This is a genomic window from Phreatobacter stygius (genome assembly GCF_005144885.1).
Lineage (GTDB): Bacteria > Pseudomonadota > Alphaproteobacteria > Rhizobiales > Phreatobacteraceae > Phreatobacter > Phreatobacter stygius.
Genome location: NZ_CP039690.1, coordinates 854,003 through 867,175, shown reverse-complemented (window position 1 = coordinate 867,175; position 13,173 = coordinate 854,003). Strand labels below are relative to the sequence as shown.

Genomic DNA, 13,173 nt, shown 5'->3' with positions numbered 1-13,173 from the left:
TCCTTCGCAGTGCATCATGAAGCATGCGTTGCGATCACGATAGCCGAGTCTTACGTTCGGTTGAGGCTCCGGCCAATCGCCTGGGGCCAAATGATCAGGGATTTCACTCAAACGTGAGGCTTATCGCGTGACCAGCGGATCACCGTCGCCAGGCGGCCTGGAGGGCATCGCGACCCAGGTCAAGGCTGTCAAAGGCCCGCCGCCGGTGCATTTGTGGAACCCGCCGTTCTGCGGCGACCTGGATATGCGCATCGCCGCCGACGGCACCTGGTTCTACATGAAGACGCCGATCGGCCGGCCGGCGCTGGTCAAGCTGTTTTCTTCCGTTCTGAAGCGCGAGGATGACAAATATTACCTTGTGACCCCGGTCGAAAAGGTCGGTATCACCGTCGACGACGCGCCCTTCGCCGCCGTCGAGATGCGTGTTTCGGGCAGCGGGACGACGCGCGCGATCGCCTTGCGCACCCAGACCGAGGAGTGGGTGGAGGTCGGTCCGGACCATCCCCTGCGCTTCGAGAAGGAGGCTGGCACCGACGGGCTGAAGCCCTATGTCCATGTCCGCCGCGAGCTCTGGGCCCGGGTTTCGCGCGCGCTGTTCCACGACCTTGCCAATCTCGGCGAGGTCCGCCCGGTCGACGGGGCGGCCTGGTTCGGCCTCTATGCCGCGGGCACCTTCTACCCCATGGTGCCGGCCGCCGAGATCGAGGGGCTAATGTGATTCCCGTTTCGCCAGACCAGTTCACCGCCGCGGTGACCGGGCGCTTGACGCTCGACGTTCCATCCTTCGTCCATGATCCCTTCGCGGGCGTCGGCGACCGCCCGGCCGATCCGGGTGACCCGACCATCAACGAGGGACCGCCGGCGCGCCCGGCGGCGGTGCTGATCCCGGTGGTCGCCCGGCCCGAGGCAACGGTGCTCTTGACCCAGCGCTCGTCGGATCTGTCCAACCATTCGGGCCAGATCGCCTTTCCCGGCGGCAAGATCGATCCTGATGACGCAAGCCCGCTGGCGGCGGCGCTGCGCGAGGCCGAGGAGGAGATCGGCCTCGACCGCCGTTACGTCCGGCCGCTCGGCTATCTCGCGCCGTTCCTGTCGCGCACCGGCTACCTGATCACCCCGGTGGTCGGCCTGGTCGAGCCGGGTTTCGAACTGACCCTCAATCCGAGCGAGGTGACGGACGCCTTCGAGGTGCCGCTGGCCTTCCTGATGGATCCGAAGAACCACCAGCGCCAGTCGCGTGAATTGAACGGCCAGCGGCGCTATTTCTATGCCATGCCCTTTGGCGAGCGATATATCTGGGGCATCACCGCCGGCATTCTGCGCAACCTCTGGGAGCGACTGTCCGATCCGATCGAGGCGGTGAGCGAGAGGGCCTGATGCGTGCCTTGGTCAATCTGGCGCTGTTTGCGCTGCCCTTTCTCTTTTATATCGGCTGGCTGCACCTGAAAGAGCAGAATCCCTGGCTGAAGCAGCATTGGGACAGGCAGCCGGTGATCTGGATCGGGCTCTGCGGCGTCCTTCTGGCCGGCGGCTATTTCCTCTATCACCTGGCGGGCCAGAGCCGCGATCCGACCGCCGTCTATGTGCCGGCGCGGGTGGAAAACGGCGTGTTCCACCCGGCCCATCTCGCGCCGCGCGCGCCGGAGCCGCGGCGGTGAGCGGCGGCGAGGACGAGGTCCGGCGCATTCCGGTTCCGGACTGGCTGAGCCGGGGGCCGGCGGCGCGGCTGCTGGCCGTCCTGAACGCCGGGCCCGGCGAGGCGCGCCCGGTGGGCGGCGCCGTGCGCAACGCCCTGATCGGGATGGCGCCTGGCGATATCGACATCGCGACGTCGGCCGTGCCGGAGGCGGTGGTCAGCGCCGTCAAGGCCGCGGGGTTCAAATCCGTGCCGACAGGCATAACCCATGGCACGGTGACCGTGGTCGTCGAGGGCAGGGGCTTCGAGGTCACCACGCTGCGCGAAGACATCGAGACCGACGGGCGCCGCGCGGTGGTCCGTTTCGGCCACGACTGGAAGGCCGATGCCAGCCGGCGCGATTTCACGGTCAATGCCATGAGCCTGACGCGCGACGGGGTCCTGCACGACTATTTCGGCGGGGAGGCCGACCTGCGGGCCGGGCGGATCCGGTTCATCGGCGATCCCATCCAGCGCATCCGCGAGGACCGGCTGAGGATCCTGCGGTTTTTCCGCTTTCATGCGACCTATGCCGCCGGCGAGCCCGATGCGGCGGCGCTGGCCGCCTGTATCGCCGAGCGGCAAGGGCTCGCCGAACTGTCGCGTGAGCGGCTGCGCATGGAGATCATGAAGCTGGTCATTGCCGGGCGGGCAGGCGAAACCCTGCAGGTCATGGCCGATGCCGGGCTGCTCGGGCCGCTCATCGGCGGCGTACCGTTTTGCCGCGATCTCAGCCGTTTGGCCGAGATCGAGCGCCTGATGGAACTGCCGGCCGAAGCGCCGCGGCGGCTTGCGGCGCTGGCCGTGCTGGTCCGCGAAGACGCGGATAGATTGCGCGACAGGCTGTCGCTCTCCAATGAGGAGTACCGCCGGCTCGACGGCATCGGCCATGGCTGGCACGGGCTCGATCCGGCCCATGGCGAACTGGCCGCCAAGGCGGTGCTGTTCGCCGCCGGCCCGCGCGGCTACCGCGACCGTGCGCTGGTCGCCTTTGCCCGCTCCGGCGCGCCACCTGATGATACCGCCTGGCGGCAACTGGCCACTTTGGCCGAGCGCTGGAAGGCGCCGGCCTTTCCGATTTCCGGAAATGACCTGGTGGCGCGCGGCTTTACAGCCGGTCCGGAGCTTGGCGCGGCGCTTGCAGCGCTCAGGGCGGCCTGGATCGCCGCGGATTTTCCGACTTCGAACAGCGTGATCTCGGGCCTGATTTCGCAGTTGACTACTGGGCGTTGAAAATAAAAATCTATTGCGCGCTGGGGTCGTTGACCCGCCGCGGCAGGCCAGTGCTTACGTCAATTAATTGATGCGCAAGGTTTTTTTGCTTGATTACGCTTGGTGGCCCTCGTGCGAGGTTCGCCCGCTGGTGTTTGCAACGACTGTATCATGAACATTCGTGCTGAGACGACGAACGAGACGAAGCGCGATTTCCCCGTCGAGATCTATATCGCGATGGTCGATGCGCTTTACGCTGACGTCCGGACATTTCTGTTCGGCGCCCTGACGGCGTGGGTGGCGGCGCTCTACGCTGCCTATCTCACGTCGGACGTCGTCCTCGATGTTTTCGCCGTCGCGCTCGGCCTGGTCAGTCTCGGGCGGACGATCCACATCATGTCCTACCGGCGGGCGCGCGCCGATGTCGTGACCTACGAGGCCGCCCACCGCTGGGAACGCGCCTATACGGTCGGCGCCAATGCCTATGTCTTCCTGCTGGGGCTCTGGTGCTTTGCCAGCTTCGCCCTGACCACCAGCGTGGTCGCGCAGCTGTTCAGCATGTCGCTGGTGCTCGCGCACATGGTCGGCGTCACCGGGCGCAATTTCGCCAATGGCCGTTTCGTCGATACGCAGATCGTCTTGCTGGCCATTCCGGTCATTGCCGGCCTGGTCGTCGCCGGCAATATCGACCATATCGTTCTGGCGCTCTTCTTCGCGCCGTTTTTCGTCAGCACGCGCAGCGTGGCGGCACGGCTGAGAAACATCCTGCTCGATGCGGTCATCGCCAAGCGTGATGTGGAGCTGCTGGCGGCCCGCTTCGATACCGCGCTGAACAACATGCCGCACGGGCTCGCCATGTTCGACGCCACCGGCCGGCTGGTTGTGGTCAATGCGCGCTGGGGCGAGATGTTGCACTGCGATCCGGAGAGCATTCGGTCCGGGGCGCGCATCGAAGCCATCGTGGCCAGCTATGCCGAAAGCGGCGTGATCAACCCCCACGATGCCAGCCGCATCATGGAGATGATCAGGCGGCGCGCCGGCGACCGGCTGATGAACCGGCTCGAAGTCGAGACCAGCGAACGTCATATCGACGTGGCGTTCCAGCCGATGGAGAACGGCGGGCTGGTCGTCGTCATCGAGGACATTACCGAGAAGCGCCGGACCGAGGCGCGCATGACGCATATGGCGCGTCACGACGCCCTGACCGGCCTGCCGAACCGCATCCAGTTTCAGGAGCGCCTCGAATTGGCGCTGACCATGCGCTCCGACAGCGACGTGCTGGCGGTGCTGTTCGTCGATCTCGACAATTTCAAGCAGGTCAATGACACGCTCGGCCACCCGATCGGCGACACCTTGCTGATCGAGGTTGCCGACCGGCTGCGCTTCGTCGTTGGCGAGACCAATGTCGTCGCGCGTTTCGGCGCCGACGAATTCGTCGTGCTGCAAAGTGGCGTTCGAACCGTCAACGAGGTCGCCAAGCTCGCCGGCCGGATCATCGAAAACCTGTCCGACATGTTTCAGATCGAAGGCTCGACGGTGGTTTGCGGAGCATCGGTCGGCATTGCGCTGGCGCCACGCGACGGCACCGATCCGGATCAATTGCTGAAATCCGCCGACATGGCGCTGGCCCGCGCCAAGGCCGGCGGCAAGGGCATCCTGCATTTCTACGAAGAAGAAATGGACCGGCAGGCGCAGGCGCGCCGGGCCACCGAGCTGGACCTGCGCAAGGCGATCCACAACGAACAGCTGGCGGTCTACTTCCAGCCGCTGCTGAACCTGAAGACGCTCAGGATCACCACCTGCGAAGCACTGGTGCGCTGGCCGCATCCGACCCGCGGCATGGTGTCGCCGGCCGAGTTCATTCCGATTGCGGAAGAAACCGGCCTGGTGGTGGAGCTTGGCCGGCAGGTGCTGAGAAAGGCCTGCGCGGCTTGTGCCGCCTGGCCGAACGAGGTCCGCGTCGCGGTCAACCTGTCGTCGGTGCAGTTCGACCGCGACGATGTCGTGGCGCTGGTCCGCGACACCCTGCAGGCCACCGGGCTTGCCGCCGACCGGCTCGAGCTGGAGATCACCGAGACATTGCTGCTGCAGGACTCGGCTTCGATCCTTGCGACGCTCGAGACGCTGCGCGAGATGGGCGTCAGGATCGCGCTGGACGATTTCGGCACCGGCTATTCCAGCCTCAGCTATCTCCAGAAATTCCCGCTGCAAAAGGTCAAGATCGACCGCTCCTTCGTGCGCAATCTGGAAACCGACCTGCGTTCGGTCAAGCTGCTGCAAGGCGTCACCCGGCTCGGCGCCGATCTCGGCCTGGCCGTGGTGGTCGAGGGTGTCGAGACCTACGCCCAGATGAAGCTGATCGACGAACCCGGCGTGGTCACCGAGATCCAAGGCTTCCTCCTGAGCCCGGCCATCCCGGACGACCAGTTGCGCATCCTGCTCAGCCGTTCCGGCGCGGGCCTGCTGAAAAAAGTCGCCTGACCGGCGCACCGGCGCGCCGCGCTTTCGTTTCCCGATCTGCCTCCCCACTGCGCCTGTGAAAGCGCGCCGCGATGCGGCGCGCTCATCGCCGTCCGGCCTTGACGGGGGATCGGCCGACGACCGTCGGGCAGTGCGGACAGCCATGCGCGCAATCGGTACGCTGCGCGTGAGGCGTTGCGCGCCATGGTTGCGGCAGCTCCCGGAATGAACCAGCGGAGCGAAGAGCGTGGCCAGCCCGCCTTGGCCACGGCAGCTGATCCAACCGGGCCCTGTGTCGTACTCTGCAACCGGCGCGCGTGACCGCCTCCGCAGAAAAACCACATTCTCATCGGCGCGTTCAAGCAAAATCCATGTTGTCAGCGCGGCTTGCGCGCCGGCGTTAACGCTATTTTAACCAACCGCTTTCCATTCGTTAAAATTTGATTAACATTGTCCTCACTCCTGGCCGCGAAGACTGGCGTTTGATGTGAGGCATGCCTGATGAATACGGTTAATCCGCCAGGATCATTCGCTAATCACGTTATGGAGCTGCTCGGTCGGGTCGAATATCGGCTGGCGGAGACGAAAGAAGACAAGCAGGCGATCTATCGGCTGCGCTACAATTGCTACCTGCGCGAGGGTGCGATCCGGCCGAACAAGCACGGCATCTTCAAGGACGGCTACGACAACTCACCCAATGTCTGGATTTTTGGGGTCTTCCTCGGCGGCAAGCTGGCCAGTTCGATCCGGATTCACGCCGCCACCAGGACCCATCCGATCTCGCCGGGAATGTCGGTGTTCGAGGATCTCTTGGGCCCGCGGGTGCAGGCCGGCGAGACCATCATCGATCCGACCCGGCTCGTCGTGGATCACGAGCAGTCGCGCATCAGTCCCGGGCTTGCCTATGCGACCGTCCGGCTCGGCTTCATGGCGTCGGAGTTCTTCCGGGCGGACCTCGGCCTCGCAACGGTCAGGACCGAGCACCGGGCGTTCTACAAGCGGCTGTTCTTCATGGAAGCCATGGGCGAGCGGCGCCACTATCCCGGGCTGAAGAAGCCGATCAACCTGATGGGCATCCATTATCCTTCGGTGCACCAACGCATCGTCAGCCGCTATCCCTTCATGGCATCCAGCGCCATCGAGCGGAATTTCCTGTTCGGACGCAGTCAACCGGCCCACGCCCTGCCGGCCCGCATCGAACCGGCGGTCGGCGGACAGGCCGCGGCAGCCTGACCATTGGTTCCGGCGGAATGCTCCTTGGCCGGAAACCCTCGTTCCACCGTCCCATGGGTTTGAACGCCCGCCGCCGGCGCGTCGGGTTTAGGTCATGTCGGTCAGGCCGGCCGTAACAGCCGCATGGCATTGGCGGTCACCAGAACCGTGGCGCCGGTATCGGCGAGGATGGCCGGCCAGAGCCCGGTCAAACCGATCATGGTGGTGACCAGGAACACCGCCTTCAGGCCGAGCGCCACGGTGATGTTCTGACGGATATTGGCCATGGTCCGGCGCGACAGCGCGATCATCGCCGCGACATCGCCGATGCGTCCGTGCAGCACCGCCGCATCGGCGGTTTCCAGCGCCACGTCGGCAGCTCCCCCCATGGCGATGCCGACATCTGCGGCGGCAAGCGCCGGCGCGTCATTGATGCCGTCGCCGACCTTGCCGACGCGCTCGCCGGCCGCCTTCAGGTCGTTGACGATGCGCATCTTGTCTTCCGGCAGCAATTCGCCACGCGGCTCGATGCCGACGATCCGGCCGATGGCCTCGGCCGTGCGGCGGTTGTCGCCAGTCAGCATCAGCGTGCGGATGCCGGCGGCGCGCAGCGCCTCCAGGCCCTGCTTCGCATCGGCTCTCGGCTGGTCGCGCATGGCGATGAGGCCGGCGACCTGATCGCCGGCGGCCAGCACCGAGACGGTCTTGCCGTCGTCGTTGAACGCCTGGATGCGTGCAGCGATGTCGTCGGCGAGCGGCACGTGTTCGGCGACCGCCGCGGCCGAGCCCAGGAACAGGGCAAGGCCATCGATCTTGCCGGTCACGCCCTTGCCGGCGCGTGCGCCGATGTCGGTTGCCGGCGTCACGGTGAGGCCGGCCGCCTCGGCGCGCGCCAGGATCGCCTTGGCCAGCGGGTGGTTCGAACCGGTCTCGAGCGCGGCAGCCAGGGCGACGACCTCGGCCTCGCCGCGGCCGAAGGCGACCACGTCGGTGACCTCGGGCTTGCCGCCGGTCAGGGTGCCGGTCTTGTCGAAGGCGACAACCGTCAGGGATCCGAGGCTCTCGAGCACGGCGCCGCCCTTCATCAGGAGGCCGCGCCGGGCACCGGCCGACAGGCTGGCGGCGATCGCCGCCGGCGTCGAGATCACCAGGGCGCAAGGGCAGCCGATCAGCAGGATGGCGAGGCCCTTGTAGATCCATTCGGCCCAGGCGCCGCCGAGCGCGAGCGGCGGCACGATGGCGACCAGGGCGCCGGCGGCCAGCACGGCCGGCGTGTAATAGCGCGAAAAACTGTCGATGAAGCGCTCGGTCGGCGCCTTCGATTCCTGGGCTTCCTCGACCAGTTTGACGACCCGCGCGATGGTGTTGTCGGCGGCCGCCGCGGTGACGCGCAGCCGGAGCGCGGCCTCGCCATTGACCGTGCCGGCAAAGGCGGTGTCGCCGACGGTCTTGCGTTTCGGCGTGCTCTCGCCGGTGACCGGGGCTTCGTCAATGGCGCTGTCGCCTGAGATGATGACGCCGTCCGCCGGCACGCGGTCGCCCGGCCGGACCAGGATGACGGCTCCGACAACAAGGCTGTCGGCGGCAATTTCGCGGGTCCTGCCCTCGGTCTCGACCAGGGCCGTCTTCGGCACCAGGTCGGCGAGGCCCTGGATGCTGGCCCGTGCCTTGGTGGCGGCAACGCCTTCGAGCAATTCGCCGACCAGGAACAGGAACACGACGGCGGCGGCTTCTTCGGTGGCGCCGATGATCACCGCGCCGACCGCGGCGATGGTCATCAGCATCTCGATCGAAAACGGCGTGCCGACGCGCGCCGCCGCGAAAGCGCGCCGGGCGATCGGTACCAGGCCGACGGCGAGCGCCAGGAGGAAGACCCAGTGGTCGATCGCCGGAACCAGCTTGCCGAGGCCATAGGCGGCGGCGAGCGCCGCGCCGCAGGCAATCGTCGTCAGGCCCTTGCGGCCTCGCCACCAGGGGCCGGTCGCCGGGCCATGGTCGTGGTGTTGATCTCGCCTTGGAAGACCAAGGCTCCCGAGGCTGGGCGCCGGCCCGCCGGCGGCACCGGCGTGGCCGGAGCGGCGCTGGTCGCCGTGATCATCATGGTCGTGAGCGTGGTGGTGGTCGTGATGCGATCCGGTGCAGGACCCGTGATGGTGGTCATGCTGGTCGTGATGGTCCCGGCCTTGGCCAAGCGCGCCGGCGGCGGTGCTTGCCGGGGCATCGGCACCGATGGCGGCGACCGCATAACCAAGACCGGTGACCCGGCGCTGGACCGCGGCGAGGTCGTCGTCGGAGCCGTGAGTGACGGTCATGCGGCCGGTCGCGACCGAGACATTGACATCGGCGATGCCGGGCAGGCGGCGCACCGCCGTGTCGATCTTGGCTGCGCAGGAGGCGCAATCCATGCCTTCGATGCGAAAGCGGCTCTGGCGGACGGCTCCGGTCATGACGATATTCCTGCCTGTATGCGACCGTCATTAAATATCGCAATCACAGGCCGGCAAGACCGGAACCCTCAAATAGGGCAAGAGCTATAACGTTACCTGTCTCGTCCCGATGGTAACGACTGGGTCTTGAAGCGTAACCGGCCGCTTCAATATGATGATATAACAGAACGCTGCTATCTCCAGCGGCGCGGATACAGAGGCCGTCCATGCGATCCGACAGCCGCAAGCCATTCGATGCCGTCCGGCGCGGGCCGCAGCCGACGTCGCCGCGGCCGACCGATGGGTTCAAGCGCGAGACCTTCACCTTGCCGCGCGAGGCGGCGCGGGCGAAAGCGCGCGAAATCCTCACGCGCTTCCCCAAGGCCGCCTATATGACCGAAGTCGAGGCTTGGCGAGAGCTGGATGACGGTCGCATCGAGTTCACGATGCGCCGTCTGCCGACTGCCGATTGAGCCTCAGGCGCGCAGCTTTTCGCGCTTTTCGGTGTGACCTTCGGTGTCTTCCTCGTCTTCTTCGTCGTCACCGTCCTCGGTCTCGTCCTGATCGTCTTCCTGGTTCTCTTCCTCTTCGAGGTCGAGCGGCGAAAGCGCGGCCACCGGGATCTTCTCGCGGAACAGGTCGCCTTCTTCACCGATCCAGATGCAGGTCACTTCGTCGGCCTCCACGGAGGCCACGGTGAGTGCCTGGCCGCCCGATTTCAACATCACCACGTCACCGGCATTGTAGGTCATGGCATCCTCCTGGGTTGGGAAACGCCTTGGGTCTAGCCGAGGCTGGTGACGGGACGATCACAGAGGTGGGTTTTCGTCGTGCCGGATCAGGTCGGCATGGCGCCTGCGACGTTTCGTCCAGCACACTACGTAATCGGCCCAATGACGCGTCGGGCGGCAAAGCTTACATTTCGCTGACAATTGCGCGATGGCCGTCAGGGGTGACGTTGGAACACGATCTGGATCAGACGCCGGACCTGCTTCTGGAGGTCGTCGATGAATGCGTGCGCGCCGGCCGGCGCAGGAACGAGATCGCCGCCTTTCTGGCGCGCGAATATGGTCTCGATGCCGGCTCGATCGCACGGCTGATCGCCGATCACGGCGCCCGCCAGACCAGGCAGGCGGTCTCGGCCGGCATCACGGCCTCGGCCGCTCTCTATCTCGCAGTGCTCTCCCTGCTGCAGCGCCAGGCCCAGGAACCGGGCGAGCTGATGCCCTTGATGCTGCTCGCCTGACGCGATCCCGCAACGGCTGTGCTGGCGCGCCGCCGCGGATTTCTGCCGCTTTTTCCGCGCTCTGCGTCTGCCGGCTGCGAAGCCGTGGGTGGATTTGAGCGGTCACGTCCCGTCGCACCGCGCCGGGTCCGCCGCCACTTGTCGAAAAGATGCCGGCCGCAACGTGAACTGCCCCTTGCTCAAGAGATGCATTTTGGGGTACCAAAATCCGAACGAGGCATTTTGGGACGCGCGGCATGGAACCCTTTCCCCTGATCGAGCTTCGCGGCGACGCGCAAACCCGCGGCCGCCACTACGGCCAGCAGGCAAGCCAGCGCATCCGGCGGAGCATCGAGCATTATTCGGCGCAATTGACCGCCGGCGGCCATGGTGCGGCGACGATCCGTGGCTGGGCCCGCGACTTCGTTCCGCGGATCGAAGCCTTCGATCCGGCTTATGTCGCGGAGATGCGCGGCATCGCGGCCGGCGCCAATGTCGAATTCGAAGACATCGTGCTGATCAATGCCCGCACCGAGGTGCTGCAGCTCGGCAAACGCGCCCGGCTCGCCGCCGAAGATCACGATGGCTGCACCGGCGTGGTGGTGCTGCCGTCGGCGTCACGCAGCGGCGAACTCATCCATGCCCAGAACTGGGACTGGAAATCCGAATGCGCCGAGACCGGCGTGGTGCTGCGCATCCGCCGCGACGACGCTCCTGACATCCTGACCTTCGTCGAGGCCGGGGGCCTCGCCCGCGCCGGCCTGAATGCTGCCGGCATCGCGGTCACCGCCAACTACCTGGAAAGCGACCGCGACTACCGCGAACTCGGCGTGCCCCTGGCGCTGATCCGGCGCAAGGTGCTGGAACAGGAGCATGTCGCGCAGGCCTTCCACGCCGCCTACACCACGCGGAAATCGGCTTCGAACAACATCATCGTCAGCCACGCCGGCGGCATCGCCATCGACTTCGAATGCGCTCCGGACGAGAGTTTCCAGGTGCTGCCGACCGATGGCCTGATCGTCCACGCCAACCACTGGCAAAGCCCGGTGGCGCTGGCCAAGCTCAGGGATACCGGCATCGCCAACACGCCCGATAGCCTGTACCGCGACCTGAGGGTGCGCGCGCTCCTCGAAAAGCGCCGCGGCGCGCTGGATGTCGAGGCGGTGCGTGATGCGCTGTTCGACGACTACCAGTCGCCCTGGTCGGTCTGCCGCCCGCCGCGGGTGAATTCCGGGGGCAATCTCTCGGCGACGGTTGCCATGCTGCTGATGCAGCCGGCCAGGGGGGTGCTCGATGTCGCGCCCTTGCCGGCGCTGAACCGGGTCTTCACTCGTTATGAACTCACGCCAGGCGCTGCGACGAGGGCGGCATGAGGCAAGCGATCGCTCTTGGCATCGTCGCCTGGCTGACGGCCTTTGCCGGCCCGGCATCGGCGCAACCGGGGTCTGCTGCCGGCCCGGCGCCACAGCGCGGCGACTATGGTTTCCGGGTGGCGCTGAATTCGGATATCCGCAGCACCCAGCCCGGGGTCAACCGCGATTTCAACACCGACAGCGTGGTGCTGCACATGGTCGAGGGGCTGGTCGCGCTGCGCGAGAACGCCGCGATCGCGCCCATGCTCGCCGAGCGCATCGACCTTTCCGCCGATGGCCGCACCTATCGCTTCACGCTCCGCCAAGGCGTGACCTTCCACAACGGCGCGCCGCTGACCTCGGCCGAGGTGGTCTGGAGCCTCAAGCGCTATCTCGATCCGGCCGTGCAATGGCGCTGCCTGCCGGATTTCGACGGCCACGGCATTGCCAAGGTGGTGGATATCGGGGCGCCTGACGCGGCCACCGTGACGATCACCCTGGAAAAGCCGACGGCCTTGTTCCTCAACACCATGGCGCGGCCCGACTGCGGCTCCACGGCCATCGTTCATCCGGCCTCGGTCGGGGCGGACGGCGTCTGGCGTCAGCCGGTCGGCACCGGCCCCTACCGGCTCGGCGAATGGCGCCGTGGCCAATATGTCGATCTCCTGCGCTTCGACGGCTATGTGCCGCTGGCCGGCCCGCGCGACGGCCTGGCCGGCGCCAAGATCGCCTCGGCCGCGCAGATCCGCTTCATGGTCATCCCGGATTCCTCGGCCGCGAAGGCCGCTCTGATCGCCGGCGCCATCGACCTCATGTCGGATGTCGCCTCGACCGAGCTCAGCGACATGCGCGGGCGCAATGACATCACCGTCGTCTCGGCGCCGACCATGGGGCTGACCGGCTTCCTGATCCAGACCCGCGACCCGCTGCTCAGGGATCCGCGCATTCGCCGGGCGATGGCGTTGGCGATCGACGTGCCGCAGATCGTGGCGAGCCTGGTCGGCACCGACGCGCCGGACAATCCATCGCCGATTCCGAGTTCCAGCGCGTTCCATACGGCGGTGCAGGGCGTGCGGCCGCGCCATGACATCGCCGCGGCGAAGCGGCTCCTGGCCGAAGCCGGCTATCGCGGCCAGACGATCCGGATGATCACCAACCGGCGCTATCCGAATGTCTATGACGCGGCGGTCGCCGCCCAGTCGATGGCGGCCGAGGCTGGCCTCAAGATCGAACTCGAGGTGCTGGATTGGGCGACCCAGCTCGACCGCTACACCCGCGGCGACTATCAGATGATGTCCTTCCTCTATTCGCCCCGGCTCGATCCGTCGCTGTCCTACGAGATGTTGTCGGGCCCGAAGGACAGCCAGCCGCGCAAGCTCTGGGAGGACCCCGAGGCGCTGGCGCTCATCCGCCGCTCCTTCGAGGTGGCCGACCCGGCCGAACGCCAGGCGATCTTCGACGATCTCTTTCAGCGCTTCATCGCCCAGACCCCGGCCATCATCCTGTTCAACCAGCCGGACTATCTCGCCCATCGCAAGGGTCTCGACGGCGTTGCCTCCTGGGCCGCCGCGCAGACCAGGCTTTGGGGCGTATCCAGACGCTGAACCAGGG

The 13,173-nt window shown here is 66.5% G+C and carries 12 protein-coding genes; 10 read left to right on the top strand and 2 right to left on the bottom strand.

The features are described from left to right. Positions 1–127 precede the first annotated feature (127 nt). From E8M01_RS04060 to E8M01_RS04035, 6 genes are all read left to right on the top strand, one after another. Positions 128–718: a DUF1285 domain-containing protein gene (locus tag E8M01_RS04060; RefSeq protein WP_425467702.1), complete on the top strand. Its 591-nt coding sequence runs from the start codon at positions 128–130 to the stop codon at positions 716–718. Further along, positions 715–1,377: a CoA pyrophosphatase gene (locus E8M01_RS04055; RefSeq protein WP_246088592.1), complete on the top strand. Its 663-nt coding sequence runs from the start codon at positions 715–717 to the stop codon at positions 1,375–1,377. The genes E8M01_RS04060 and E8M01_RS04055 overlap by 4 nt, the downstream gene beginning before the upstream one ends. Further along, a complete protein-coding gene (locus tag E8M01_RS04050; RefSeq protein WP_136958939.1) occupies positions 1,377–1,658 on the top strand; it encodes a DUF6111 family protein in 282 nt (93 codons plus the stop codon). Before E8M01_RS04055 ends, E8M01_RS04050 begins: the two co-directional genes overlap by 1 nt. Then, positions 1,655–2,908: a CCA tRNA nucleotidyltransferase gene (locus E8M01_RS04045; protein WP_246088591.1), complete on the top strand. Its 1,254-nt coding sequence runs from the start codon at positions 1,655–1,657 to the stop codon at positions 2,906–2,908. The genes E8M01_RS04050 and E8M01_RS04045 overlap by 4 nt, the downstream gene beginning before the upstream one ends. Before the next feature lie 150 nt (positions 2,909–3,058). Beyond that, a complete protein-coding gene (locus E8M01_RS04040; protein WP_136958938.1) occupies positions 3,059–5,368 on the top strand; it encodes a putative bifunctional diguanylate cyclase/phosphodiesterase in 2,310 nt (769 codons plus the stop codon). Positions 5,369–5,890: 522 nt separating this feature from the next. Continuing rightward, positions 5,891–6,580 (top strand): N-acyl amino acid synthase FeeM domain-containing protein, encoded by a 690-nt coding sequence (locus E8M01_RS04035; protein ID WP_136958937.1) that lies wholly within the window; start codon positions 5,891–5,893, stop codon positions 6,578–6,580. A 101-nt stretch (positions 6,581–6,681) separates the two neighbouring features. Here the strand turns inward: E8M01_RS04035 and E8M01_RS04030 are convergent, their stop codons facing one another. Beyond that, a complete protein-coding gene (locus E8M01_RS04030; protein WP_136958936.1) occupies positions 6,682–9,006 on the bottom strand; it encodes a heavy metal translocating P-type ATPase in 2,325 nt (774 codons plus the stop codon). Between the two features lie 206 nt (positions 9,007–9,212). On the opposite strand from E8M01_RS04030, the gene E8M01_RS04025 reads away from it, so the two are divergent. Then, complete coding sequence (locus tag E8M01_RS04025; protein ID WP_136958935.1) at positions 9,213–9,458, top strand: hypothetical protein; 246 nt, start codon at positions 9,213–9,215, stop codon at positions 9,456–9,458. A gap of 3 nt (positions 9,459–9,461) precedes the next feature. On the opposite strand, the gene E8M01_RS04020 is transcribed toward E8M01_RS04025, so the two are convergent. Beyond that, positions 9,462–9,737 (bottom strand): YodC family protein, encoded by a 276-nt coding sequence (locus E8M01_RS04020; RefSeq protein WP_136958934.1) that lies wholly within the window; start codon positions 9,735–9,737, stop codon positions 9,462–9,464. Between the two features lie 206 nt (positions 9,738–9,943). On the opposite strand from E8M01_RS04020, the gene E8M01_RS04015 reads away from it, so the two are divergent. The 3 genes from E8M01_RS04015 to E8M01_RS04005 all read left to right on the top strand — a co-directional run bounded on the left by E8M01_RS04015 (position 9,944) and on the right by E8M01_RS04005 (position 13,166). Then, positions 9,944–10,231, top strand: coding sequence for a hypothetical protein (locus E8M01_RS04015; RefSeq protein ID WP_136958933.1), 288 nt, complete (start codon positions 9,944–9,946; stop codon positions 10,229–10,231). Between the two features lie 236 nt (positions 10,232–10,467). Then, positions 10,468–11,583 (top strand): C45 family autoproteolytic acyltransferase/hydrolase, encoded by a 1,116-nt coding sequence (locus E8M01_RS04010; protein WP_136958932.1) that lies wholly within the window; start codon positions 10,468–10,470, stop codon positions 11,581–11,583. After that, positions 11,580–13,166: an ABC transporter substrate-binding protein gene (locus tag E8M01_RS04005; RefSeq protein WP_246088590.1), complete on the top strand. Its 1,587-nt coding sequence runs from the start codon at positions 11,580–11,582 to the stop codon at positions 13,164–13,166. The genes E8M01_RS04010 and E8M01_RS04005 overlap by 4 nt, the downstream gene beginning before the upstream one ends. The last annotated feature ends 7 nt before the right edge of the window (positions 13,167–13,173 follow it).

Coding starts and splice junctions, on each gene's coding strand:
- E8M01_RS04050 (WP_136958939.1), top strand. CDS start 1,377: ATGCGTGCCTTGGTCAATCTGGCGCTGTTTGCGCTGCCCTTTCTCTTT.
- E8M01_RS04040 (WP_136958938.1), top strand. CDS start 3,059: ATGAACATTCGTGCTGAGACGACGAACGAGACGAAGCGCGATTTCCCC.
- E8M01_RS04035 (WP_136958937.1), top strand. CDS start 5,891: ATGGAGCTGCTCGGTCGGGTCGAATATCGGCTGGCGGAGACGAAAGAA.
- E8M01_RS04030 (WP_136958936.1), bottom strand. CDS start 9,006: ATGACCGGAGCCGTCCGCCAGAGCCGCTTTCGCATCGAAGGCATGGAT.
- E8M01_RS04025 (WP_136958935.1), top strand. CDS start 9,213: ATGCGATCCGACAGCCGCAAGCCATTCGATGCCGTCCGGCGCGGGCCG.
- E8M01_RS04020 (WP_136958934.1), bottom strand. CDS start 9,737: ATGACCTACAATGCCGGTGACGTGGTGATGTTGAAATCGGGCGGCCAG.
- E8M01_RS04010 (WP_136958932.1), top strand. CDS start 10,468: ATGGAACCCTTTCCCCTGATCGAGCTTCGCGGCGACGCGCAAACCCGC.
- E8M01_RS04005 (WP_246088590.1), top strand. CDS start 11,580: ATGAGGCAAGCGATCGCTCTTGGCATCGTCGCCTGGCTGACGGCCTTT.